Annotated in this window: 23 protein-coding genes and 4 tRNA genes; 14 read left to right on the forward strand and 13 right to left on the reverse strand. The window is 49.4% G+C overall.

The window, feature by feature from the left end; translation table 11 throughout:
- Nucleotide 1: 1 nt before the first annotated feature.
- Nucleotides 2-907 (reverse strand): oxygen-dependent coproporphyrinogen oxidase, encoded by a 906-nt coding sequence (hemF, locus tag FH968_RS11480; protein WP_139879642.1) that lies wholly within the window; start codon nucleotides 905-907, stop codon nucleotides 2-4.
- Nucleotides 908-912: 5 nt separating this feature from the next.
- A complete protein-coding gene (gene amiA / locus FH968_RS11485) occupies nucleotides 913-1,785 on the reverse strand; it encodes an N-acetylmuramoyl-L-alanine amidase AmiA (RefSeq protein ID WP_139879536.1) in 873 nt (290 codons plus the stop codon).
- Between the two features lie 204 nt (nucleotides 1,786-1,989).
- Here amiA and FH968_RS11490 point away from each other — a divergent pair, with 204 nt between their 5' ends.
- The 9 genes from FH968_RS11490 to cysM all read left to right on the forward strand — a co-directional run bounded on the left by FH968_RS11490 (nucleotide 1,990) and on the right by cysM (nucleotide 9,450).
- Entirely contained in the window at nucleotides 1,990-2,415 is a 426-nt protein-coding gene (locus tag FH968_RS11490) for a GNAT family acetyltransferase (protein WP_139879538.1), read from the forward strand.
- Nucleotides 2,415-2,861 carry a DUF2919 domain-containing protein gene (locus FH968_RS11495; protein WP_139879540.1) on the forward strand — a complete coding sequence of 149 codons (447 nt, stop codon included), beginning with the start codon at nucleotides 2,415-2,417 and terminating at the stop codon, nucleotides 2,859-2,861. Before FH968_RS11490 ends, FH968_RS11495 begins: the two co-directional genes overlap by 1 nt.
- A 64-nt stretch (nucleotides 2,862-2,925) precedes the next feature.
- On the forward strand, nucleotides 2,926-3,501 hold the full coding sequence (locus FH968_RS11500) for an RpoE-regulated lipoprotein (RefSeq protein WP_139879542.1): 576 nt from the start codon (nucleotides 2,926-2,928) through the stop codon (nucleotides 3,499-3,501).
- Between the two features lie 105 nt (nucleotides 3,502-3,606).
- Complete coding sequence (locus FH968_RS11505) at nucleotides 3,607-4,506, forward strand: Dyp-type peroxidase (RefSeq protein WP_139879544.1); 900 nt, start codon at nucleotides 3,607-3,609, stop codon at nucleotides 4,504-4,506.
- 161 nt (nucleotides 4,507-4,667) lie between these two features.
- Entirely contained in the window at nucleotides 4,668-5,684 is a 1,017-nt protein-coding gene (locus FH968_RS11510; protein WP_139879546.1) for a sulfate ABC transporter substrate-binding protein, read from the forward strand.
- Complete coding sequence (gene cysT / locus FH968_RS11515) at nucleotides 5,685-6,518, forward strand: sulfate/thiosulfate ABC transporter permease CysT (RefSeq protein WP_139879548.1); 834 nt, start codon at nucleotides 5,685-5,687, stop codon at nucleotides 6,516-6,518.
- Entirely contained in the window at nucleotides 6,518-7,393 is an 876-nt protein-coding gene (cysW, locus tag FH968_RS11520) for a sulfate/thiosulfate ABC transporter permease CysW (protein ID WP_139879550.1), read from the forward strand. The genes cysT and cysW overlap by 1 nt, the downstream gene beginning before the upstream one ends.
- Nucleotides 7,383-8,468 (forward strand): sulfate/thiosulfate ABC transporter ATP-binding protein CysA, encoded by a 1,086-nt coding sequence (cysA, locus tag FH968_RS11525; protein ID WP_139879552.1) that lies wholly within the window; start codon nucleotides 7,383-7,385, stop codon nucleotides 8,466-8,468. Before cysW ends, cysA begins: the two co-directional genes overlap by 11 nt.
- A 70-nt stretch (nucleotides 8,469-8,538) precedes the next feature.
- The gene (cysM, locus tag FH968_RS11530; RefSeq protein WP_139879554.1) at nucleotides 8,539-9,450 is read left to right on the forward strand and encodes a cysteine synthase CysM; all 912 of its coding nucleotides are present in this window, start codon (nucleotides 8,539-8,541) and stop codon (nucleotides 9,448-9,450) included.
- 61 nt (nucleotides 9,451-9,511) lie between these two features.
- Here cysM and crr read toward each other — a convergent pair whose 3' ends face one another.
- The 5 genes from crr to cysZ form a co-directional block, all read right to left on the reverse strand.
- Complete coding sequence (gene crr, locus FH968_RS11535; RefSeq protein WP_034459029.1) at nucleotides 9,512-10,021, reverse strand: PTS glucose transporter subunit IIA; 510 nt, start codon at nucleotides 10,019-10,021, stop codon at nucleotides 9,512-9,514.
- Nucleotides 10,022-10,061: 40 nt separating this feature from the next.
- Nucleotides 10,062-11,789, reverse strand: coding sequence for a phosphoenolpyruvate-protein phosphotransferase PtsI (gene ptsI / locus FH968_RS11540; RefSeq protein WP_139879556.1), 1,728 nt, complete (start codon nucleotides 11,787-11,789; stop codon nucleotides 10,062-10,064).
- A gap of 44 nt (nucleotides 11,790-11,833) precedes the next feature.
- Complete coding sequence (ptsH, locus tag FH968_RS11545) at nucleotides 11,834-12,091, reverse strand: phosphocarrier protein Hpr (protein WP_034459025.1); 258 nt, start codon at nucleotides 12,089-12,091, stop codon at nucleotides 11,834-11,836.
- A gap of 393 nt (nucleotides 12,092-12,484) precedes the next feature.
- Nucleotides 12,485-13,456 (reverse strand): cysteine synthase A, encoded by a 972-nt coding sequence (gene cysK, locus FH968_RS11550; protein WP_139879558.1) that lies wholly within the window; start codon nucleotides 13,454-13,456, stop codon nucleotides 12,485-12,487.
- Between the two features lie 152 nt (nucleotides 13,457-13,608).
- On the reverse strand, nucleotides 13,609-14,370 hold the full coding sequence (gene cysZ / locus FH968_RS11555) for a sulfate transporter CysZ (RefSeq protein ID WP_139879560.1): 762 nt from the start codon (nucleotides 14,368-14,370) through the stop codon (nucleotides 13,609-13,611).
- A 231-nt stretch (nucleotides 14,371-14,601) separates the two neighbouring features.
- On the opposite strand from cysZ, the gene zipA reads away from it, so the two are divergent.
- The 3 genes from zipA to FH968_RS11570 all read left to right on the forward strand — a co-directional run bounded on the left by zipA (nucleotide 14,602) and on the right by FH968_RS11570 (nucleotide 17,898).
- Entirely contained in the window at nucleotides 14,602-15,594 is a 993-nt protein-coding gene (gene zipA, locus FH968_RS11560; RefSeq protein ID WP_223271313.1) for a cell division protein ZipA, read from the forward strand.
- Nucleotides 15,595-15,662: 68 nt separating this feature from the next.
- The gene (gene ligA / locus FH968_RS11565) at nucleotides 15,663-17,681 is read left to right on the forward strand and encodes an NAD-dependent DNA ligase LigA (RefSeq protein WP_139879565.1); all 2,019 of its coding nucleotides are present in this window, start codon (nucleotides 15,663-15,665) and stop codon (nucleotides 17,679-17,681) included.
- A gap of 1 nt (nucleotide 17,682) precedes the next feature.
- Complete coding sequence (locus FH968_RS11570; RefSeq protein WP_139879567.1) at nucleotides 17,683-17,898, forward strand: DUF3820 family protein; 216 nt, start codon at nucleotides 17,683-17,685, stop codon at nucleotides 17,896-17,898.
- 3 nt (nucleotides 17,899-17,901) lie between these two features.
- Here FH968_RS11570 and FH968_RS11575 read toward each other — a convergent pair whose 3' ends face one another.
- Nucleotides 17,902-18,894 carry a bile acid:sodium symporter family protein gene (locus FH968_RS11575; protein WP_139879569.1) on the reverse strand — a complete coding sequence of 331 codons (993 nt, stop codon included), beginning with the start codon at nucleotides 18,892-18,894 and terminating at the stop codon, nucleotides 17,902-17,904.
- A 90-nt stretch (nucleotides 18,895-18,984) separates the two neighbouring features.
- On the opposite strand from FH968_RS11575, the gene FH968_RS11580 reads away from it, so the two are divergent.
- Nucleotides 18,985-19,914, forward strand: a complete 930-nt coding sequence (locus FH968_RS11580; protein WP_139879571.1) for a LysR family transcriptional regulator — start codon at nucleotides 18,985-18,987, stop codon at nucleotides 19,912-19,914.
- Here FH968_RS11580 and FH968_RS11585 read toward each other — a convergent pair.
- The 5 genes from FH968_RS11585 to FH968_RS11605 form a co-directional block, all read right to left on the reverse strand.
- The gene (locus FH968_RS11585; protein ID WP_139879573.1) at nucleotides 19,911-20,255 is read right to left on the reverse strand and encodes a FlxA-like family protein; all 345 of its coding nucleotides are present in this window, start codon (nucleotides 20,253-20,255) and stop codon (nucleotides 19,911-19,913) included. The genes FH968_RS11580 and FH968_RS11585 overlap by 4 nt on opposite strands.
- A gap of 145 nt (nucleotides 20,256-20,400) precedes the next feature.
- Nucleotides 20,401-20,476: transfer RNA gene (locus tag FH968_RS11590), tRNA-Lys, on the reverse strand.
- A gap of 3 nt (nucleotides 20,477-20,479) precedes the next feature.
- Nucleotides 20,480-20,555 (reverse strand) — tRNA-Val (locus FH968_RS11595).
- Between the two features lie 33 nt (nucleotides 20,556-20,588).
- Nucleotides 20,589-20,664 (reverse strand) — tRNA-Val (locus FH968_RS11600).
- Between the two features lie 43 nt (nucleotides 20,665-20,707).
- A tRNA-Val gene (locus FH968_RS11605) sits at nucleotides 20,708-20,783 on the reverse strand.
- A 260-nt stretch (nucleotides 20,784-21,043) separates the two neighbouring features.
- On the opposite strand from FH968_RS11605, the gene gltX reads away from it, so the two are divergent.
- Nucleotides 21,044-22,459 (forward strand): glutamate--tRNA ligase, encoded by a 1,416-nt coding sequence (gltX, locus tag FH968_RS11610; protein ID WP_139879576.1) that lies wholly within the window; start codon nucleotides 21,044-21,046, stop codon nucleotides 22,457-22,459.
- Nucleotides 22,460-22,514 lie beyond the last annotated feature (55 nt).

Consider the following 22,514-nt stretch of genomic DNA (forward strand, 5'->3'; position numbering starts at 1 on the left):
TTTAAACCCAGTCTTTAACGGGTAAGAAATCACTATACAAGGCAGCCTCCGGGCTGCCTTCTTCTGGCTGGTAGTTATATTCCCATCGCACCAACGGTGGCATCGACATTAAAATCGACTCTGTGCGCCCACCTGTCTGCAAGCCAAACAACGTTCCGCGATCCCACACTAGATTAAACTCGACATAACGGCCACGGCGATAAAGCTGGAAGTCACGCTCACGCTCACCCCACGGCAAAGCTTTGCGGCGTTCAACAATCGGCAGATATGCATCCAGATAACCGTTGCCCACCGCCTGCATAAAGCTAAAGCAGTGATCGAAATCTGGCGTGTTCAAATCGTCAAAGAACAAGCCACCTATTCCGCGCTGCTCGTTGCGATGTTTAATGAAGAAGTAGTCATCGCACCACTTTTTGTAACGTGGGAAAACGTCTTCGCCAAACGGTTGGCATAGGTCGTGTGCGGTTTTGTGCCAGTGAATAGCATCTTCTTCAAAGCCGTAGAAGGGAGTTAGGTCAAAGCCACCACCAAACCACCATACGGGGGAACTGCCAGGTTTTTCAGCAATGAAAAAGCGCACGTTAGCGTGGCTGGTTGGCACGTATGGATTGAGCGGATGTACCACCAATGACACACCCATCGCTTCAAAACTGCGACCGGCTAGTTCCGGACGATGCGCTGTTGCTGATGCAGGCATTGCATCGCCATGAACGTGGGAAAAATTAACCCCCGCTTGTTCAAAGATATTCCCGCCACGTAAAACACGGCTTCGCCCACCACCGCCACCTTCACGTTGCCAGCATTCTTCTTCGAATGTGGCTCCATCAACGGCGCTGAGTTGCTGGCAAATAGTGTCCTGCAATTGCAGCAAAAATTGTTTTACGGCGTGAATATCTGGCAAGTTCATAGGCATCAACGTTTTTTATTGTGAGCTTTCTGGTTATCAAACCAATGGAAGTAGCTAATGATGCCCGAGGCAATAGCACTAGCGATTTTCTGGCGAAAGGCAGCAGTGCCTAATAACTTCTCTTCGCCAGGATTGGTGATAAATGAGGTTTCAACCAGCACTGACGGAATCGACGGTGATTTTAAAACGACAAACGCCGCTTGTTCGGTGTTGCGGCTGTGAAGTTTATGCACCGGTTTAATCTGCTTGAGAATATGCGAGCCGAGCGTCAGGCTATTTTTGATGGTGTCGGTTTGCACCAAATCGAACAGCACTTGTTGCAGGTACTGATCTTTATGCTTCACTTTGCTGCCAGCGACGTCATCGGCGGCGTTTTCTTTATCAGAAAGATATTTTGCCATCGCGCTACTTGCACCACGATTGGAAAGGGCAAACACCGACGCACCGGCAGCTGTCGGGCTAGTGAATCCATCAGCATGTATCGACATAAAGAGATCAGCACCATGTTTATGGGCGATTTCTACACGATCGTACAACGGAATAAATTCATCACTGGTACGTGTGAGTTTGGCCTCTATCCCATTGCTTTTTAGAATGCTCCGCACATTTTTAGCAATGGCCAGTACCACATGTTTCTCTTTAGAACCGTTATGACCAATCGCGCCAGTATCAATACCGCCGTGGCCTGGGTCTAGCATCACAACCCGACGAGCACCGGATTTTTTCGTCGGTTTGCTGTGGTTAGTAGTGGTTTTAAGGGGTTTAGTCTCGGAGCTGGCCAAAGCCTTATTTACGCCCGTTAACGTTAAGGCAGCCAAACCAGTAAGCAGTAACTGGCGGCGGGTAGTCAGATGCGTCAGTGATTTAATTTTGCTCATGCGGCTAATTTTTTATCTTAAAAATTCTCGATAGGCATTTATAGCGTATCGGCAATAGCTTAACGACTAGCATTTTCTTGAAATGATTATCTTTTCATTTCAAGAAATGAATGAGGCGTAAGTATGCCATTTTTTACCTGCTTTTGCGTTAATTGTCAGTTCCCGCCATAATCAGCTTTTTAGACCTTTCAGGTGGCTAATACCATGGAAATACGTGTTTTTCGCCAGGATGATTTCGAAGAAGTCATTACGCTTTGGGAACGCTGCGACTTACTGCGTCCGTGGAACGATCCTGAGATGGATATTGAACGCAAACTCAATCATGACGCAGATCTTTTCTTAGTGGCTGAAGTGGGTGGTGAAGTGGTTGGCTCGCTAATGGGGGGCTACGACGGACATCGTGGTTCGGCTTATTACCTTGGCGTTCACCCCGAATTTCGCGGGCGTGGTATTGCCAATGCGTTGCTCAGCCGCCTTGAAAAAAAGCTAATTGCACGCGGCTGTCCAAAAATTCAGATCATGGTGCGTGAAGAAAACGAACTGGTAATTGGGATGTATGAACGCCTTGAGTATGAGCAGCAGGAAGTCATGCTACTCGGCAAGCGTCTAATTGAAGACCAAGAATATTAATGCCTTATCTGTATCCACCTTCAGATTACGATGCTCACGGTAATCTGAAAACACCCTTTATGTTCTGGTGCATCCTCCTGTTGCAGGCGCGAACCTGGTTTGTGTTGGTGTTGGCTGCGGCGTCTCGCCAGCAGGGCGATGCCATCCTGGGCGTGTTCTACCCTGACCGCGATAACTTTTGGTTTGGGTTATTGCCGGGCGTTCCTGCCGCACTGGCATTTATTCTCAGTGGTCGTCGTCATTTATATCCTCGATTATGGTCGGTCTGGCGCTGGGTATTAATTGCTGCGCAAGGGACGCTTTTGATCTGGCAACTGCTGCTGTTAGTGCAGGGTGAAGAGCTGACCGGCGTAACGCTGGCGCTGCTGATTGCCGATATCTTTGCTTTATGGTGGCTGTTTACCAGCCGCCGCATTCGCGATTACTTCATCCTCAGCCGTGAATAACCTGGCACTTTTGGGAAAGTTTGCACTCCAAAGCGCGTATCCATGCTTAACAAAGGAATTTCTGATGAAAACACTGCGCCTGATGTTGTTAGGCTTGCCACTGGTTCTGAGCGGATGTTCGACACTGTCATCCGTTAACTGGTCAGCGGCAAATCCCTTGAACTGGTTTGGTTCGTCGCTTGAAGTGAGCGAGCAGGGTGTAGGCGAATTAACTGCCAGCACGCCGATGGATGAAAAAACCGTCAGCAGTGCGCTGAACGATAACTACCGTTTGCGCAGTGGCATGAAGACTGACAATGGTGAAATCGTGCGTTTCTTTGAGGCGATGGACGACAAAACCGTGATGGTTATCGTCAATGGAGAAAAAGGTACCGTGAGCCGTGTCGATGTTATGGATAGCTCTATAAAAACCGATAGCGGTGTGAAAATTGGTACACCGTTTAGCGAGTTGTATAGCAAAGCGTTTGGTTCGTGCAGTAAATCCACGGGCGATGACAGCGCTGGTGTGGAATGCAAAGCACCAAACAGCCAACATATCAGTTATCTATTTAGCGGTGAGTGGCACGGCCCTGAAGGGTTAATGCCGTCTGACGACTCGCTCAAAAGCTGGAAAATTAGCAAAATTATTTGGCGTCGATAAAAATTAGTCCCTGGTTTGCGTCTTCTCAATAAGGCGCAGCCGTAATTGGGTATCATAAGGGAATAAACACCACGTAGAGTGGTGTGTTCTTTTTTAGGAGGATTCATGTCTCGTGTTCAAACTGGCATTCTGCCAGAACATTGTCGTGCTGCCGTTTGGCTGGAAGCGAGTTTTCAGGGCGATTTCGACGCTATTCGCCAGGGTTGCAAAACCTTTAATCAGTCACTGAGCGCTTTTCAGGATAAATTCCCTGATGCTAATTTAGGTGCGGTAGTGGCATTTGGCCATGACCTGTGGCGCGATTTAAGTGGTGGCGTTGGTGCAGAAGAACTGAAAAACTTTGCACCATTAGGTAAAGGCCTGGCACCGGCAACGCAACATGATGTGATGATCCACATTCTTTCTTTACGCCATGATGTGAATTTTTCTGTGGCGCAAGCAGCACTTGCCGCGTTTGGCGACGCACTGAAAATCGAAGAAGAAGTTCACGGCTTCCGTTGGGTTGAAGAGCGTGACCTGAGCGGTTTTGTCGATGGTACCGAAAACCCGCAGGGAGAAGAAACGCGCCGCGAAGTGGCCGTTATTAATGATGGTATTGATGCGGGTGGCAGCTACGTGTTGGTTCAGCGCTGGGAACACAATCTCAAGCAACTTAATCGCATGAGCGTATCCGATCAGGAAATGATCATTGGCCGTACTAAAGAGGCTAATGAAGAAATTGATGGCGACGAACGTCCTGAAACTTCTCACCTGACTCGTGTTGATCTGAAAGAAAATGGCAAAGGCTTGAAGATTGTTCGCCAGAGTCTGCCATACGGCACCGCCAGCGGTACACACGGCCTGTATTTCATCGCCTATTGTGCGCACCTGCATAATATCGAGCAGCAACTGCTGAGCATGTTCGGCGAAACCGACGGTAAACGTGATGGTATGTTGCGTTTCACTAAACCGGTGACCGGCGGGTACTATTTTGCACCGTCGCTAGATAAGCTTTTAAGCCTGTAATATTCTTTGGCGCAGCGCTCGCTGCGCCTGATTTCCGTCTTATACCCCTTTCTTATTGCAAATCACCAAACGATATATAAAACCGTTACAACTTTGCTGCCTGTTATAAATACACTGGTAACCATTAAGCATGACCGTTATCACATTTATAAGGGTGCCCAATGGCCAAAACGTCCGTTAAAAAAGTCTGGAGCGCGATCGTTGTTTCCGCACTGCTGGCAGGTTCAGCCCATGCCACAGAACTGCTGAACAGCTCTTATGATGTGTCCCGCGAGCTATTTGCCGCCCTGAATCCAGCCTTCCAGAAACAATGGGCGCAGGAAAATAATGGCGACAAGCTGGTGATTAAACAATCTCATGCCGGGTCATCAAAACAGGCGCTGGCGATTTTGCAGGGTTTAAAAGCAGACGTTGTAACTTATAACCAGGTCTCTGATGTGCAAATCCTGCACGACAAAGGCCAGCTTATCCCAGCCGATTGGCAGACTCGCTTGCCGAACAACAGCTCACCGTTTTATTCCACCATGGCGTTTCTGGTGCGCAAAGGTAACCCGAAGAATATCCACGACTGGAGTGATTTGGTTCGCCCGGACGTAAAACTGGTTTTCCCGAATCCCAAAACCTCCGGTAATGCGCGTTATACCTATCTGGGTGCATGGGGTGCGGCAAATAAAGCTGACGGCGGCGATAAAGCCAAAACCGAGCAGTTTATGACGCAGTTTCTGAAAAACGTTGAAGTGTTCGATACCGGCGGTCGCGGCGCGACAACCACTTTCGTTGAACGTGGTTTGGGGGATGTGCTGATTAGCTTTGAATCTGAAGTGAACAACATCCGTAATCAATACGCTAAAGACGGCTACGAAGTGGTGGTGCCGAAGGTCAATATTCTTGCAGAATTCCCGGTGGCCTGGGTGGATAAAAACGTCAAAGCCAACGGCACTGAAAAAGCAGCAAAAGAGTATCTGAACTTCCTGTACAGCCCCGCGGCGCAGACCATCATCACGGATTATTACTATCGTGTGAATAACCCACAAGTGATGGAAAAACTGAAGGATAAATTCCCGCAGGTTGACTTGTTCCGCGTGGAAGATGAATTCGGCGGTTGGCCGGAAGCGATGAAAACCCATTTTGCCAGTGGTGGTGAGTTCGACAAGCTGGTTGCGGCGGGGCACAAGTAAATGTTAGCGGTTTCTACCAAACGCGTGCTGCCGGGCTTTACCTTAAGCCTTGGCACCAGTTTGCTGTTTGTCTGCTTGATTTTACTGCTGCCACTCAGCGCGTTGGTGATGCAATTGTCACAGATGACGCTGGCGCAATATTGGGAAGTGATCACCAATCCACAGGTTGTGGCCGCGTATAAAGTGACGCTGCTGTCTGCGGGTGTGGCATCAATATTCAATGGTTTCTTTGGCATGTTGATGGCATGGATTCTAACGCGTTATCAGTTTCCTGGCCGTAGCCTGCTTGATGCTTTGATGGATTTACCATTCGCATTGCCAACGGCTGTTGCCGGTTTAACGCTTGCAGGGCTGTTCTCAGTTAACGGTTGGTACGGTGAATGGTTGGCACAGTTTGGCATTAAGGTGACGTACACCTGGCTCGGTATCGCGGTGGCTATGGCGTTTACCAGCATCCCATTTGTGGTGCGCACCATTCAGCCCGTGCTTGAAGAACTGGGCCCAGAATATGAAGAAGCAGCAGAAACCCTGGGTGCTACGCGCTGGCAGAGTTTCCGCCGCGTGATTTTACCTGAGCTTTCTCCGGCATTAATGGCGGGTGTGGCGTTGTCATTCACTCGCAGTCTGGGGGAATTTGGTGCGGTTATTTTTATCGCCGGTAATATCGCCTGGAAAACCGAAGTGACGTCGCTGATGATTTTTGTACGCTTGCAGGAGTTTGATTATCCGGCAGCCAGCGCGATTGCCTCGGTGATTCTTGCCGCTTCACTGCTGTTGCTGTTTACCATTAACACCTTGCAGAGTCGCTTTGGTCGGCGTGTGGTAGGTCACTGATGACGGACGTAACTGAATTGAAAAGCTATCGCCGAACAGGCTTTAACTGGGGTAAGTGGACGTTAATCGGCCTCGGCGTGCTGGTTTCGTTTTTGCTGCTGGTGGTGCCAGTCGCCTCTATTTTTGCTCAGGCCTTCTCGAAAGGGTTGATGCCTGCGCTTACCAACATCGTCGACCCGGACATGCTGCACGCTATCTGGTTAACGGTGATGATTGCGTTGATTACCGTGCCGGTAAACCTGGTATTCGGTATTTTATTAGCCTGGTTGGTCACACGTTTTGACTTCCCTGGCCGCCAACTGTTACTGACGCTGCTGGATATTCCATTTGCCGTTTCCCCGGTAGTCGCCGGTTTAGTCTACCTGCTGTTTTACGGCTCCAATGGCCCATTAGCGGGCTTTATGGATGAGTATAACATTCAGATTATGTTCGCATGGCCCGGCATGGTGCTGGTCACGATTTTTGTCACTTGCCCGTTTGTGGTACGTGAATTGGTTCCAGTGATGTTAAGCCAGGGCAGCCAGGAAGATGAAGCGGCGATTTTACTTGGTGCTTCAGGCTGGCAGATGTTCAGACGCGTTACATTGCCTAATATCCGCTGGGCACTGCTTTACGGTGTGGTGTTAACCAATGCTCGCGCCATTGGTGAGTTTGGTGCCGTGTCGGTAGTTTCTGGTTCTATTCGTGGTGAGACGTTCTCGCTGCCGTTACAGATTGAACTGTTGCAACAGGATTACAATACCGTCGGCTCATTTACCGCCGCTGCGTTGTTGACCCTGATGGCAATCGTTACGTTGTTCTTCAAGAGTGCGTTGCAGTGGCGCCTGAATAGCCAGGAAAAACGCCTGCAACAGGAGGGAAATCATGAGCATTGATATTACCAATATTAAGAAATCTTTTGGTCGCACCCAGGTGCTGAATGATATCTCTCTGGATATCCCTTCTGGTCAAATGGTGGCGTTGCTGGGGCCTTCCGGTTCCGGTAAGACTACACTTTTGCGTATTATTGCGGGTCTTGAGCATCAGAACAGCGGGCGTATTAGCTTCCATGGCACCGATGTGAGCCGTATCCACGCGCGTGACCGTAAAGTCGGTTTTGTGTTCCAGCATTACGCGTTGTTCCGCCATATGACAGTGTTCGATAATATCGCTTTTGGCTTGACGGTTTTGCCTCGTCGCGAGCGTCCTTCTGCTGCGGCAATTAAACAGAAAGTCATTCGTCTACTGGAAATGGTGCAGTTGTCGCATTTGGCGGATCGTTTCCCGGCGCAGCTTTCCGGCGGGCAGAAACAGCGTGTGGCATTAGCGCGCGCGTTGGCTGTTGAGCCGCAAATCTTGCTGCTGGATGAACCCTTTGGTGCGTTGGATGCACAGGTTCGTAAAGAGCTTCGCCGTTGGTTGCGTCAGTTACATGAAGAGCTGAAATTCACCAGCGTATTCGTGACCCACGACCAGGAAGAGGCGATGGAAGTCGCGGACCGCGTAGTGGTAATGAGCCAGGGGAATATTGAACAGGTTGATACGCCTGAAGCCGTATGGCGCGAACCGGCGACTCGATTTGTGCTGGAATTCCTCGGTGAAGTTAACCGCATGAAAGGCACTGTGCGTGGAAGCCAGTTCCATGTGGGCGCTCACCGCTGGCCACTGGGCTTTACACCAGCACACCAGGGCGCGGTGGATTTGTTCCTGCGTCCGTGGGAAGTTGATGTCAGCCGTCGTACCAATCTGGATTCCCCACTGCCGGTGCAGGTGCTGGAGATCAGTCCTCGCGGGCATTATATGCAATTAGTTGTGCAGCCGCTTGGTTGGTACGACGAACCGTTAACGGTTGTTCTGCGTGAAGATCATGTTCCGGTGCGCGGCGAACGTTTGTTCGTAGGCCTGCAACATGCGCGCTTGTACGACGGGAAGAATCGAATTCAAGGTGTAGACCTGGCGCAGACCGCCTGATAAGTTTACCGAACAACACGACACGCAAAAGCGGCCTACGTGGCCGCTTTTCTTATATCTGGACAGGCAAGTGAACACCTTAGAAAGCACAATCGGCAATACGCCTCTGGTTAAATTACAACGCACCGGCCTCGAAAATGGCAGTGAAATCTGGGTAAAGCTGGAAGGAAATAATCCGGCTGGCTCAGTAAAAGACAGAGCAGCACTTTCTATGATTGTGCGTGCGCAAGCTCGCGGTGAAATCTCACCTGGGGATACGCTCATTGAAGCGACCAGCGGCAATACCGGAATTGCGCTGGCAATGATTGCAGCGCTTAAAGGCTACCGCATGAAGCTTTTAATGCCCGACAACATGAGTATGGAACGCAAAGCTGCGATGCAGGCTTATGGCGCAGAACTGATTCTGGTAACCAAAGAGCAGGGGATGGAAGGTGCTCGTGAGCTTGCGCGGTTGATGGACGAGCGCGGTGAGGGGAAAGTCCTCGACCAGTTTAATAATCCAGATAACCCATACGCGCATTACAGCACCACCGGGCCTGAAATTTGGCAACAGACGCAAGGTCGCATCACGCATTTTGTCTCCAGCATGGGAACCACAGGAACGGTTACTGGCGTGAGCCAATTCATGCGCGAGCAAGATAAGCTGGTCAAAATTGTCGGGTTACAGCCAGAAGATGGCAGTAGTATCCCGGGGATTCGTCGCTGGCCTGAGGAATGGCTGCCAAAGATCTTTAATCCTAATCTGGTTGATGAAGTGATTGATATGTCACAAGTCGAAGCCGAGAGAACGATGCGTCGCATGGCGCGCGAAGAAGGGATTTTCTGTGGTGTGAGTTCGGGTGGTGCGGTTGCTGGCGCATTGCGTGTGGCGCAGGAAAATCCGGGATCTGTCGTAGTGGCGATAATCTGCGATCGCGGCGATCGTTATTTATCGACTGGCGTGTTTGGCGAAGAGAGCTATTCGCAAGGTTCTGGCATTTAGTCAACGCATTAGTAAACAAAAACGGCACCACAAGGGTGCCGTTTTCTATTGTGCGGACAGCTTACTTCTTGATACGGATTACCGGGGTTTCGCCCACAGTCACGCTACCAGTCAATTTGATCAGCTCTTTGATTTCGTCCATGTTGGAGATAACAACCGGAGTCAGGGTAGACTTCGCTTTCTCTTCCAGCAGAGCCAAATCAAATTCAATTACCACGTCGCCTTTCTTAACACGCTGGCCTTCTTCTGCGATACGCTTGAAGCCTTCGCCTTTCAGTTCAACAGTATCGATACCGAAGTGGACGAACAGTTCAATGCCGCTATCGGATTCGATAGAGAAAGCATGGTTAGTTTCGAAGATTTTACCGATGGTGCCGTCAACCGGAGCAACCATTTTGTTGCCAGTCGGTTTAATTGCAATACCATCGCCTACGATCTTCTCTGCAAATACCACATCTGGAACGTCTTCGATATTAACGATTTCGCCAGAAAGCGGGGCAACAATCTCAATGGTTCCGGTGTCTTTTTTATCATCAGAAACCAGAGATTTCAGTTTATCAAACAAACCCATGATCTTCTCCTAAGCAGTAATTTGGGCCGCATCCGGTGGATTAGCAGATTGTTTTTTCTTCAATGAACTTGTTAACCAGCGCCATTAACTCGTCCGTTGTCGGTTGAGCAAGAGCTTGCTCTGCTAACACCTTCGCATCTTCGAAGTTCGTGTTACGAATAATCTTCTTAATGCGCGGGATAGAAATGGCACTCATACTAAATTCGTCCAGACCCATACCCAGCAACAGAAGTGTAGCACGTTCATCGCCCGCAAGCTCACCACACATTCCGGTCCATTTACCTTCAGCATGAGAAGCATCAATAACTTGCTTAATCAGAGTCAGTACGGATGGTGACATTGGCTGGTAAAGATGTGAGATCATATCATTACCACGGTCAACAGCCAGGGTGTACTGCGTCAGATCATTGGTACCGATACTAAAGAAGTCGACTTCTTTTGCCAGATGGTGAGCAATCGTGGCAGCAGCCGGAGTCTCAACCATCACGCCAATTTCGATAGTTTCGTCAAACGCTTTGCCTTCTTCACGCAGCTGCGCCTTCATGATTTCAATCTCAGCTTTCAGTGCGCGCACTTCTTCAACAGAGATAATCATTGGGAACATGATACGTAATTTACCGAAAGCAGATGCACGCAGAATAGCGCGTACCTGTGCGTGCAGGATCTCTTTACGATCCATTGCGATACGGATTGCACGCCACCCCAGGAACGGGTTCTCTTCTTTCGGGAAGTTCATGTACGGCAGCTCTTTGTCGCCACCGATATCCATGGTACGTACGATAACTGCTTGTGAGCCACAGGCTTCAGCAACAGCTTTGTACGCCGCGAACTGCTCATCTTCAGTTGGCAGTGAATCGCGGTCCATGAACAGGAATTCTGTACGATACAGGCCTACACCTTCTGCGCCATTACGCTCTGCACCGTCGATATCACGTACAGTACCGATGTTTGCGCAGACTTCTACCTGATGGCCATCGAGAGTGATTGCTGGCAGGTCTTTCAGTTTTGCCAGTTCAGCTTTCTCAGATGCATCCTGCTGCTGTACAGCACGCAGGGCTTCGATCTCGTCGTTGGTTGGGTTAACGTAAACTTTATTGTTAACAGCATCGAGGATCAGGTAATCGCCGTTTTTCACCTGGCTGGTTACGCTACCAGTGCCCACGATCGCTGGCAGTTCAAGAGAACGCGCCATGATGGAAGTGTGGGAGGTGCGGCCGCCGATATCGGTGATGAAACCCAGAACCTTTTGCAGGTTAAGTTGTGCGGTTTCGGACGGGGTCAAATCTTTAGCGACCAGGATAACTTCATCCTGAATGGAGCTAAGGTCGATAATTGCCAGACCAAGGATATTGCGCAGCAGACGCTTACCGATGTCACGTACGTCAGCCGCACGTTCTTTCAGGTACTCATCGTCTAATTCTTCCAGCGCGATCGCCTGGCCTTCGATAATGTCGTAAGCCGCTGCATCAGCAGTTACTAATTTATCTTTGATAAGGGCTATGATTTCCTGCTCAAGCTCTTCGTCTTCCAGCAACATAATGTGGCCTTCGAAGATAGCTTCCTTTTCTTCACCGAAGGTCTCGCCAGCTTTAATTTTGATCGCTTCTAACTGTGCTGACGCTTTCGCGCGCCCGCTTAAGAAACGTTCAACTTCCTGCGCAACTTTGTCGGCAGAAATTTTCTTCCGGTCGATGACAATTTCATCTTCCTTCAGCAAAAGTGCCTTGCCGAAAGCGATACCCGGGGATGCTAAAATGCCTGAAATCATAACCCTACCTTACTTGTGACTGATATTTACGAAGAACCCAGAACTTACTCGAGTTCAGCCATCAGTTTAACCAGATGCTCAACTGCTTTCTGATCATCTTCACCTTCAGCGGAGATGGTCACAACGGTACCTTGAGTCAGGCCCAGAGTTTGCAGTTTGAACAGGCTTTTTGCGCTTGCGCTTTTGCCGTTGGAGGTCACAGTGATCTCAGAAGTGAAGCCTTTAGCTTCTTTAACGAACTGAGCAGCAGGGCGGGTATGCAGACCGTTTGGAGCGGTGATGGTAACTTCTTGCTGGAACATTGTATTTCCCCAACTTATAGGTTTAGTGTTCTGGAACTAAAGTCTAGCCTGGAGGCAAAACTTTAGCCTGATTGTTAGCGTCGCTGTTAACTATTACTGTACGCGACACGAGATGCTTTCGGGAACCGCGATAATGTACTCTGGTAAAACCATGTGCTTAGCGGCTCGCTCGTCGTTAATCATTATGCCGTGAAATATGATTTTGCACCAAATCGTTAAATCGATTCAGCAGACCTATCTCACAATCCGATTAATTTCGCGCATCAAAATAATTTGCTGGATAGATACCAGACCTGGCGAAGTGAAGCAATGGCAGGGTAGCCAAAAGTTTGACGAGCGCCACAAAAAAGCACCCGTTTGGGTGCTTTTTTACACAAAATTACCTGGTTGGCATCACTGTTGCAGTTCTTTTTCAGTGAAAAGATCGGCAAACAGGGCCGTACTCAGGTAACGCTCCCCAGACGATGGGAGTATAACCACAATATTTTTGTTGGTAAACGCTTCATCTTCTTGCAGTTTTAATGCCGCAGCTACTGCTGCGCCGGAAGAAATACCTGCAAGAATACCTTCCTCTTCCATCAAGCGGCGCGCAGTTGAGATGGCTTCGTCGTTGGTGATGGCAATAACCTTGTCGATGAGCTTCAAATCTAGGTTACCAGGAATAAAACCGGCACCGATACCCTGAATTTTGTGTGGGCCAGGTTTGAGCTCTTCGCCCGCCAGTGCCTGCGCGATGACCGGAGAGTCCGTTGGTTCAACGGCTACACTGATAAGATCAGTTTTACCTTTGGTGTTCTTGATGTAGCGACTAACGCCAGTCAACGTACCGCCAGTACCAACACCTGCAATGAATACGTCTACTTCGCCATCTGTATCTTCCCAGATTTCTGGACCAGTGGTTTTTTCGTGAATTTCTGGGTTCGCCGGATTGCTAAATTGTTGCAATAGCAAGAATTTATCTGGATTACTGGCAACAATATCTTCTGCTTTTTGAATCGCGCCTTTCATACCTTTTGCGCCTTCAGTCAGTACCAGGTTGGCACCTAGTGCTTTCAGGAGCTTACGGCGTTCGATGCTCATGGTTTCAGGCATGGTCAGCGTCAGTTTGTAACCACGTGCAGCAGCAACATAGGCCAGTGCGATACCAGTATTACCGCTGGTAGGTTCAACTAACTCGATACCAGGCTTTAGTACACCGCGTTTCTCGGCATCCCAAATCATATTGGCTCCGATACGGCATTTAACGCTAAAGCTCGGGTTACGGGACTCTACCTTGGCCAGGATGCGTCCATTACCGATACGGTTCAGTCGAACCAGCGGCGTATGACCGATAGTCAGAGAATTGTCTTCATAGATCTTGCTCATAACCCGTCCTTAACTGTATGAAATTTGGGAAACCTCTTCAGCATACCTGCTTAGGCGTTATGCGGAAGTAAAGAAATCGTATATGTATATGTAGAAGGGAAATAAGCAGAAGCAAGAAGGAATAAGGAGCGGTATAAGCCGCTCCTGTAAAACTATTTCCACATCGCGTGTTTTGGACGATAACAATCGACCCACATCGCGGTGGCACCGCAGACGGCTACTGGCATGATAACCAGGTTCAGGAAAGGAATAAGCGTAAACAGACTGACTAACGAGCCAAATTGCATGTTGATGATTTTCTTCTGACGCAGCGAAATACGCATCTCTTTGAATGGTACTTTATGGTTATCAAATGGATAGTCGCAATACTGGATAGCCAGCATCCAGGCGCTAAACATGAACCATAAAACCGGCGCAACGGTTTGCCCAATACCCGGAATGAAATAGAGCACTAACAACACCAGCGCTCGTGGAAGATACCAGGAAAGCTTTTGCCACTCGCGCTTCATTATACGTGGAACATCTTTCATGATGCCAAACACACCGGTGTCAGGCGGTGTCGCTCCAGTTAGACGTGCTTCGAGCTGCTCGGCCAATAACCCATTGAAAGGAGCAGCAATCCAGTTCGCAATGGTTGAAAAGAAATAACCAAACACCAACAAAATAGAAACGACCGCCAGCGGCCAAATTAGATAGCTTAGCCACTGCAACCATTCTGGTACGTATGACAGCAGAGTTGGGACCCAAACATCCAGGCGCGTAAACAACCACCAAAATGCTCCCCCCATCAATATAATATTGACCAGCAGTGGTATGAGCACGAAACGTTTGATTCCAGGCTCACGGACCAGCTTCCAGCCCTGCGAAAAATAGTAAACGCCACTGCGTGGCAGGGGTCCTGAAGGTGAAACCATAATCTGAACGAGCTCCTTTTTGGTCATTGCGATGACATGCTGGCCTATCATAACTGAGTGCCAGGAGAAAAACTTATTAGGAAATGGTCGAAAAAACAGCAAAAAACCGATTTCGACCCATCTTTATGCTGAGAAAACCGTGTGCGCACTTGCACTTGAGCAAATGGGCAAATACTCTTAGTGAGTAAATGTTTGCCGCGGTGGCAAGGTGTTAGAACAACAGAGAATATAATGATGCAGGATTTGCGTCTGATATTAATCATTGTTGGCGCGATCGCCATAATAGCCTTACTGGTTCACGGTCTGTGGACGAGTCGTAAGGAACGTTCTTCCGTTTTCCGTGATCGTCCAATGAAGCGTTTGAAGTCAAAGCGTGACGAACTCGAGCCGGATGACGACGAGGCTGACGATGAGCAAGATGATGGAGTAGGTGAGGTGCGTGTGCGTCGGGTTAACCCTACGCCGGATACAACGACTCGCGAGCCAGAAATGCCTCGTCAGCCGCAAGCACCTCAACATCAGTACGAGCCTCCTTACGCTTCTGCGCAACCGCGTCAGAATGCACCTGTGCGTCAACCTGAACCGGTTGCATCACATCAGGAAGTGCCTGTTGCGCCGACACATCAACCCGCGCCTGCGCAGCCTGTTGTTCATCAATCAGCGGAACAACCGCCAGTTGTACAACAACCGCAGCCAGTGGTACCACAATCTCCGATTCAGCAGCCGACAGCTCAACAGGTTCAGCATTCTGAACCAGTTGATCAACCAGCTCCGGCCCCTGAACCACCAGCGCGTCGTAAAGAGACGGTGATTGTGTTGAACGTCTCGGCTCACGCAGGCAGCATGATTAACGGCGAAGTACTGTTAAACAGTATTCAGCAAGCAGGCTTTATCTTTGGTGAAATGAACATTTTCCACCGCCACCTCAGTCCTGATGGCAGCGGCCCGGTTTTGTTTAGCCTCGCCAATATGGTTAAGCCTGGTTCGTTTGACCCAGAAAGCATGACGAACTTTGCCACGCCAGGCGTGACAATCTTCATGCAGGTGCCATCTTATGGGGATCCTGCGCAGAACTTTAAGTTGATGCTACAGTCTGGCCAGCACATTGCCGATGAAGTGGGTGGTGTAGTGTTAGATGACCAGCGACGTATGATGACCCCGCAAAAAATGCGTGAGTATCAGGACCGTATCCGTGAAGTGGTTGAAGCTAACGCAAGCGTTTGATACCCCTTCTGAACATGTTTCTCCCTAAACCCCCGCATGTCGGGGGTTTTTTATATTGATGGTGCGATATGGACACAATCGAACAACAAATCACTCAGCTGCGAACCACGCTTCGCCATCATGAATATCTCTATCATGTACTTGATAACCCAGAAATCCCGGATACTGAATATGACCGCCTGATGAGTGAGCTGCGTTCTTTGGAAGAAGCGCATCCTGAGTTAATCACGCCTGATTCCCCAACTCAGCGCGTGGGGGCAGCCCCGCTAAGCGAATTCACTCAGGTTCGCCACGAAGTTCCGATGCTCTCGCTGGATAACGTATTTGATGAAACCAGCTATCTGGCGTTTAACAAACGTGTTCAGGATCGTTTGAAAATCACCGAGGCCGTCACTTTTTGCTGTGAGTTAAAGCTTGATGGATTGGCTGTCAGCCTGCTGTATGAAGACGGAATACTGATTCGTGCCGCAACGCGTGGCGATGGCACTACTGGTGAAAATATTACCGCCAATGTGCGCACTATCCGCTCCATTCCTCTTAAATTACGCGGTGAAAATATTCCTCGTCGGCTGGAAGTACGTGGTGAGGTGTTCCTGCCACAGGCTGGTTTCGAAAAGATTAATGAAGAAGCTCGTCGTTCCGGCGGTAAAATCTTTGCTAATCCGCGTAATGCGGCAGCAGGATCACTGCGCCAACTCGACCCACGTATTACTGCAAAACGCCCGCTAACATTCTTCTGCTATGGCGTTGGCCTGCTAGACGGCGGTGAGTTACCTACCAGCCACCTTGCGCGTTTGCAGCAGTTTAAAGAGTGGGGTTTGCCAGTTAGCGATCGTATTCGTTTATGCAGCACGCCGGAAGAAGTGCTGGCGTTTTATCACCAGGTTGAAGCTGATCGTCCAACGTTAGGTTTTGATATCGACGGCGTGGTGATTAAAGTCGATTCACTTGCTTTGCAAGAAACGCTCGGTTTTGTTGCTCGCGCACCACGCTGGGCAGTGGCATTCAAATTTCCGGCTCAGGAACAGATGACGTTTGTTCGTGATGTCGAATTTCAGGTCGGGCGTACCGGTGCCATTACGCCGGTAGCGCGTCTGGAGCCAGTACAGGTTGCAGGTGTGTTGGTCAGCAATGCTACGTTACACAATGCAGATGAAATTGAGCGCCTGGGTTTAAGAATCGGTGACCGTGTGGTTATCCGCCGTGCTGGTGATGTTATTCCTCAAGTTGTGGGTGTAGTGGAATCTGAACGACCGGATAACACCACGGAGATCGTTTTCCCAACTCATTGCCCAGTTTGTGGTTCTGACGTTGAGCGCGTGGAAGGCGAAGCGGTGGCTCGTTGTACTGGTGGCCTAATTTGCGGTGCCCAACGTAAAGAATCACTCAAACATTTTGTCTCTCGCCGTGCGTTAGATGTGGATGGTATGGGCGACAAGATAATCGATCAACTGGTCGAAAAAGAATATGTTCATACGCCAGCGGATCTTTTCCGTCTGACAGCCGGCAAACTTACTGGGCTTGATCGCATGGGGCCGAAGTCGGCTCAAAATGTGGTTGATGCGCTGGTGAAAGCGAAAGAAACCACTTTTGCTCGCTTCTTGTATGCTCTCGGGATCCGTGAAGTCGGCGAGGCGACAGCAGCAGGGTTAGCGGCATATTTTGGCACTTTAGATGCGCTAACCGCTGCGAGTATTGAGGAACTGCAAAAAGTACCAGATGTGGGCATTGTCGTTGCCACGCATGTCTTCAATTTCTTCGCTGAAGAAAGCAATCTGGAAGTCATTCGTCAGTTGACGCAAGAGGCGGGCGTGCACTGGCCAGCCCCCGTTATCATTAAAGCGGAAGAAATCGACAGCCCGTTTGCTGGCAAAACCGTGGTATTGACCGGCTCACTGAGCATTATGTCGCGCGATGATGCGAAAGCACGTCTGGTGGCATTGGGTGCTAAAGTCTCAGGTAGTGTGTCGAAGAAAACTGATCTGGTGATTGCGGGTGAAGCGGCGGGCTCAAAACTTGCTAAGGCTCAAGAGTTGGGTATTGATGTTATTGATGAAGCTGAAATGATTCGCTTATTAGGTGAATGAGATGGATAAAGAACAGCTTATTGAGATAGCCAATACCGTGATGCCGTTTGGAAAATACAAAGGCCGTGTGCTTATTGATGTGCCGGAAGAGTATCTTCTGTGGTTTGCCCGCAAAGATGAATTCCCACAGGGGCATCTTGGTGAACTGATGAGGCTGACGCTACTTATCAGAACAGAAGGGCTTGAGGGACTGGTGAAGCCCCTCAAACGGCACTAAGCGTTATCCAGGGACTTCGGTGGCGGTTTTGGTTGCCACCTGAGTTTCCCTCTGGTAACGGCGAGCTAGCACCGCGCATATCATTAGCTGCAACTGATGGAAGATCATTAGCGGCAGCACCATCATCCCCACAGTGGCTACCGGGAACAGTATGTTTGCCATGGGAATACCATTAGCCAGGCTCTTTTTCGAACCGCAGAACACAATGGTAATTTCATCGGCCTTGCTAAAGCCCTGGCGTCTTGCCACAAGCATGTTGAGGCTGATTACAATCGCCAGTAATACCAGACTTACTACCACGATAAACAGCAGTGAACCCAGTCCTACTTTGTGCCAAATCCCATGTCTTACTGCTTCGCTAAACGCCGTGTAGATGACAAGAAGAATTGAAGTCTGATCGGTTTTACCAATCCATTTTTTATGTTTAGCGACCCAGTTACCAATCCACGGACGAGAAAGATGGCCGAGTACAAATGGCACCAGTAACTGCAACATAATACTGCCCACTTGCTGCAAACTGCCGCTTGCGCCATGTACATTCATCACCATGCCGACTAGCAATGGCGAAAGGAAAATCCCGAGTAGACTTGAAGCGGAAGCGGCGCATACCGCCGCTGCAACATTACCCCCAGCAAGGGATGTAAATGCAATTGCCGATTGCACCGTGGCAGGCAAAATACATAGATACAAAAAGCCGGTATAGATTTCAGGACTGACGTTTACCGGCGCCCACCAGGCGAACAAAACTCCCAAAACCGGGAACAGAACGAATGTGCTGCACATCACCCATAGATGCAAGCGCCAGTGACTGCTCCCTGCAATAATCGCATCGCGAGAGAGTTTTGCCCCGTGCATAAAAAATAAAAGTGCGATGGCGGCCGTGGTAAGTCCTTCAAAGAAGCCAACAAAGCTGCCTTGAGCCGGGAAGAAAGATGCCACCATTACGACAAAAATGAGTGTCAGTGTAAAAGGGTCGAGTACGCGAGAGAGTTTCATCATCATTCCTCAAACTGTGATGGGGCCATTGTGCTTTTATCGGTTTTAGAAATAAAATTGATTTATTAAATACATTGATGAATAAATTAGATGAATTATTCCCTGCGCCAGTTAAAAGTGTTCGTCGCAGTTGCCCATGCCGGGAGTTTTAGTCGGGCAGGGGAGCAAATTGGTTTGAGCCAATCGGCGGTAAGTCACAGCGTAAAAGAACTTGAGAGCGAGCTAGGCGTAAAGCTGCTGGATCGTACCACTCGCGAAGTCGCTCTGACGCAAGCAGGCCAGCAACTGGCTGCACGCCTTGAGCGGTTATTGGAAGAGTTGACGAGTACATTGCTGGACACGCGCAGCGTGGGTCATCAACTAAGTGGAACGGTTCGTGTTGCCGCGAGCCAGACTATCTCTGCACATTTGATGCCGCAGTCTATAGCAGCCGCAGCCCTGGAGTATCCAGCCATTCGTTTTGTGCTACATGACCGCCCACAACAATGGGTACTGCAAAGTATCCGTCAGGGCGAAGTAGATTTTGGCATGGTTATAGACCCCATTCAGGCAAGCGATCTGGATTGCGAGGCGGTACTTTCCGAACCGTTTTTACTGCTTTGCCGCGATGACCATCCGTTTTCACTTCAGACTCAGGTGTCATGGCAGGCGTTGCAAGGTGCGAAGTTGGTGTTACAGGATTATGCTTCAGGCAGCCGTCCATTAATTGATGAAGCGTTGCAACGTCAGGGCATAGAGGCAAATATTGTTCAGCAAATTGGCCACCCGGCAACGCTCTTTCCAATGGTAGAAGCGGGAATTGGTATCAGCGTTCTCCCGGCGTTAGCATTACCGTTACCACAGGGCCGCCCACTGGTTGTAAGACCACTCATTCCGGTTGTAGAGCGGCAATTAATGTTGGTTCGCCGTAAAAATAGGTCGCTTTCTCGTGCTGCAGAAGCAATTTGGGAGGTTGTTCGCCAACAGGCGCAACAGTTAACCGCTGCGCGCCTGGGAGATCCTCTTTTTCACAACGATTAAATGTAGATATCAATCTGGTTATTTTCAGATGGCTTATTCACACCTTCGACTCTTGATTGCTGCTGATCCTGTTTTTTCTGGGCTTCTTCAACCTGTTGACGCTGCAATTGTGCCACTTGAGCTTGCAGCATTTTGATTTGAGCCTGGATCAACTCTTGTTGCTTTTGTTTCTCTTCAGTGGTCCCGCTACCGTTCGCAATATCTTTGGCCTGCTGCGTTAGCTTAGTGATTTGTTGCGTAATACGGCTGATTTGTGATGCCAGGCTATTGTCGCCTGAACTTGCAGATGCCGAAGAATTGGCCTGAGGTGACGGCGTTGACGTGGTAATGGTGTTGCTCATGATGGTTCCTTGAAGGACTGAATAGAACAAATATCGGCCAGACAAGGGTAAATCTTGAGGGGAATTGTGGGTAGGTCGCTAATTCTGTATCGAGGGTTAGGAATCGCACATAGCAAAAAGGCGCCTTTAGGGCGCCTTTCTACATTGGTGGGGCGTGCAGGATTCGAACCTGCGACCAATTGATTAAAAGTCAACTGCTCTACCAACTGAGCTAACGCCCCGAATGGTGGGTGATGACGGGCTCGAACCGCCGACCCCCTCCGTGTAAAGGAGGTGCTCTACCAACTGAGCTAATCACCCGAACTTCGGTACTGCTATTACAAGAGTAGATAATGGTGGGTGATGACGGGCTCGAACCGCCGACCCCCTCCGTGTAAAGGAGGTGCTCTACCAACTGAGCTAATCACCCAAATCTTATCTCTTGCTACACTGCGGTATCACTCACTAATGAATGGTGGGTGATGACGGGCTCGAACCGCCGACCCCCTCCGTGTAAAGGAGGTGCTCTACCAACTGAGCTAATCACCCCCGCTGTGTGGAGTCGCATTATAGGGAGAGTTGAAAATGAGTCAACGCCTTTTCTAAAGATTTTGTTCGTTCGTCGTAAAAATAATCAATGCGATCAGTAATTATCCATGGGTGATTGATTTGTCACCAGAATGTATGGATTCCTGACAACTAAAGGTATCGACATTGAGGAATCAGCCTGGAGTGGTAGAATGTTATCGACTAAATATTCCCTGGCATTAGCCGGCTTCCCGGTACTTTTGCGTAATTAAGGCCGTTCAATGAAAATCAAAACTCGCTTTGCGCCAAGCCCTACGGGCTATTTGCACGTTGGTGGTGCTCGTACTGCTCTCTACTCCTGGCTTTTTGCTCGTAACCACGGCGGCGAGTTTGTGCTGCGTATAGAAGACACTGACCTTGAGCGTTCCACTCCAGAAGCTATCGAAGCTATTATGGATGGCATGAACTGGCTGAGCCTGGAGTGGGATGAAGGTCCGTACTACCAGACTAAACGCTTTGATCGCTACAATGCGGTTATCGACGAAATGCTGGAAGCGGGTACAGCGTATAGATGTTACTGCTCTAAAGAACGTCTTGAAGCCCTGCGCGAAGAACAAATGGCGAACGGCGACAAGCCGCGTTATGACGGTCGCTGTCGCCATGGTCATGAGCATCACGAAGCTAACGAACCTTGTGTTGTGCGTTTTGCTAACCCGCAAGAAGGTTCGGTTATTTTCGATGACCAGATCCGTGGCCCGATTGAATTCAGCAACCAGGAACTTGACGATCTGATTATCCGCCGTACCGATGGCTCTCCAACTTATAACTTCTGTGTCGTTGTGGATGATTGGGATATGGAGATTACTCACGTTGTTCGTGGTGAAGACCATATCAACAACACACCGCGTCAGATCAACATTCTGAAAGCATTGAACGCGCCGGTTCCCGTTTATGCACACGTTTCTATGATTAATGGCGATGATGGTAAAAAACTGTCCAAACGCCACGGCGCAGTAAGCGTGATGCAATATCGTGATGATGGTTACTTGCCAGAAGCACTGCTGAACTACCTGGTACGCTTGGGCTGGTCCCATGGTGATCAGGAGATCTTCACTCGCGAAGATATGATCAAATTGTTCACGCTAGACTCGGTAAGCAAATCTGCCAGTGCATTTAACACTGAGAAATTGCAGTGGCTGAACCACCACTACATTAATCATCTTGCTCCTGAATATGTGGCGACACATCTGCAATGGCATATTGAGCAGCAAAACATTGATACCCGTAATGGCCCACAGCTTGCTGAACTTGTGAAACTGCTTGGCGATCGCTGCAAAACTCTGAAAGAAATGGCGGAAACTTGCCGCTACTTCTATGAAGACTTCAGCGAGTTCGACGCTGACGCTGCGAAAAAACACCTGCGCCCTGTTGCTCGCCAACCGCTGGAAGTAGTTCGCGACAAACTGGCCGCATTAAGCGACTGGACTGCGGAAAATGTGCATAACGCTATTCAGGCAACGGCTGATGAGCTGGAAGTAGGTATGGGTAAAGTGGGTATGCCACTGCGTGTAGCGGTAACCGGAGCCGGGCAATCACCAGGCCTTGACGTTACCGTTCACGCTATTGGTAAGCAACGTTCCATTGCGCGTATTAACAAAGCGCTGGAATTTATTGCTCAGCGCGAAGTACAACAGTAACGCTAGATTAAATCATTGAGCGTACTTGCTTAAAAGCCGACTTAATGTCGGCTTT

The sequence above is a fragment of the Buttiauxella sp. B2 genome (assembly GCF_006376615.1).
Taxonomy (GTDB): Bacteria; Pseudomonadota; Gammaproteobacteria; order Enterobacterales; family Enterobacteriaceae; genus Buttiauxella.

What these genes read in the sequence shown, in the direction of transcription:
- hemF (WP_139879642.1), bottom strand. Translation starts at nt 907, where the DNA reads ATGAACTTGCCAGATATTCACGCCGTAAAACAATTTTTGCTGCAATTG.
- amiA (WP_139879536.1), bottom strand. Translation starts at nt 1,785, where the DNA reads ATGAGCAAAATTAAATCACTGACGCATCTGACTACCCGCCGCCAGTTA.
- FH968_RS11490 (WP_139879538.1), top strand. Translation starts at nt 1,990, where the DNA reads ATGGAAATACGTGTTTTTCGCCAGGATGATTTCGAAGAAGTCATTACG.
- FH968_RS11495 (WP_139879540.1), top strand. Translation starts at nt 2,415, where the DNA reads ATGCCTTATCTGTATCCACCTTCAGATTACGATGCTCACGGTAATCTG.
- FH968_RS11500 (WP_139879542.1), top strand. Translation starts at nt 2,926, where the DNA reads ATGAAAACACTGCGCCTGATGTTGTTAGGCTTGCCACTGGTTCTGAGC.
- FH968_RS11505 (WP_139879544.1), top strand. Translation starts at nt 3,607, where the DNA reads ATGTCTCGTGTTCAAACTGGCATTCTGCCAGAACATTGTCGTGCTGCC.
- FH968_RS11510 (WP_139879546.1), top strand. Translation starts at nt 4,668, where the DNA reads ATGGCCAAAACGTCCGTTAAAAAAGTCTGGAGCGCGATCGTTGTTTCC.
- cysT (WP_139879548.1), top strand. Translation starts at nt 5,685, where the DNA reads ATGTTAGCGGTTTCTACCAAACGCGTGCTGCCGGGCTTTACCTTAAGC.
- cysW (WP_139879550.1), top strand. Translation starts at nt 6,518, where the DNA reads ATGACGGACGTAACTGAATTGAAAAGCTATCGCCGAACAGGCTTTAAC.
- cysA (WP_139879552.1), top strand. Translation starts at nt 7,383, where the DNA reads ATGAGCATTGATATTACCAATATTAAGAAATCTTTTGGTCGCACCCAG.
- crr (WP_034459029.1), bottom strand. Translation starts at nt 10,021, where the DNA reads ATGGGTTTGTTTGATAAACTGAAATCTCTGGTTTCTGATGATAAAAAA.
- ptsI (WP_139879556.1), bottom strand. Translation starts at nt 11,789, where the DNA reads ATGATTTCAGGCATTTTAGCATCCCCGGGTATCGCTTTCGGCAAGGCA.
- ptsH (WP_034459025.1), bottom strand. Translation starts at nt 12,091, where the DNA reads ATGTTCCAGCAAGAAGTTACCATCACCGCTCCAAACGGTCTGCATACC.
- cysK (WP_139879558.1), bottom strand. Translation starts at nt 13,456, where the DNA reads ATGAGCAAGATCTATGAAGACAATTCTCTGACTATCGGTCATACGCCG.
- cysZ (WP_139879560.1), bottom strand. Translation starts at nt 14,370, where the DNA reads ATGGTTTCACCTTCAGGACCCCTGCCACGCAGTGGCGTTTACTATTTT.
- zipA (WP_223271313.1), top strand. Translation starts at nt 14,602, where the DNA reads ATGATGCAGGATTTGCGTCTGATATTAATCATTGTTGGCGCGATCGCC.
- ligA (WP_139879565.1), top strand. Translation starts at nt 15,663, where the DNA reads ATGGACACAATCGAACAACAAATCACTCAGCTGCGAACCACGCTTCGC.
- FH968_RS11570 (WP_139879567.1), top strand. Translation starts at nt 17,683, where the DNA reads ATGGATAAAGAACAGCTTATTGAGATAGCCAATACCGTGATGCCGTTT.
- FH968_RS11575 (WP_139879569.1), bottom strand. Translation starts at nt 18,894, where the DNA reads ATGAAACTCTCTCGCGTACTCGACCCTTTTACACTGACACTCATTTTT.
- FH968_RS11580 (WP_139879571.1), top strand. Translation starts at nt 18,985, where the DNA reads ATGAATTATTCCCTGCGCCAGTTAAAAGTGTTCGTCGCAGTTGCCCAT.
- FH968_RS11585 (WP_139879573.1), bottom strand. Translation starts at nt 20,255, where the DNA reads ATGAGCAACACCATTACCACGTCAACGCCGTCACCTCAGGCCAATTCT.
- gltX (WP_139879576.1), top strand. Translation starts at nt 21,044, where the DNA reads ATGAAAATCAAAACTCGCTTTGCGCCAAGCCCTACGGGCTATTTGCAC.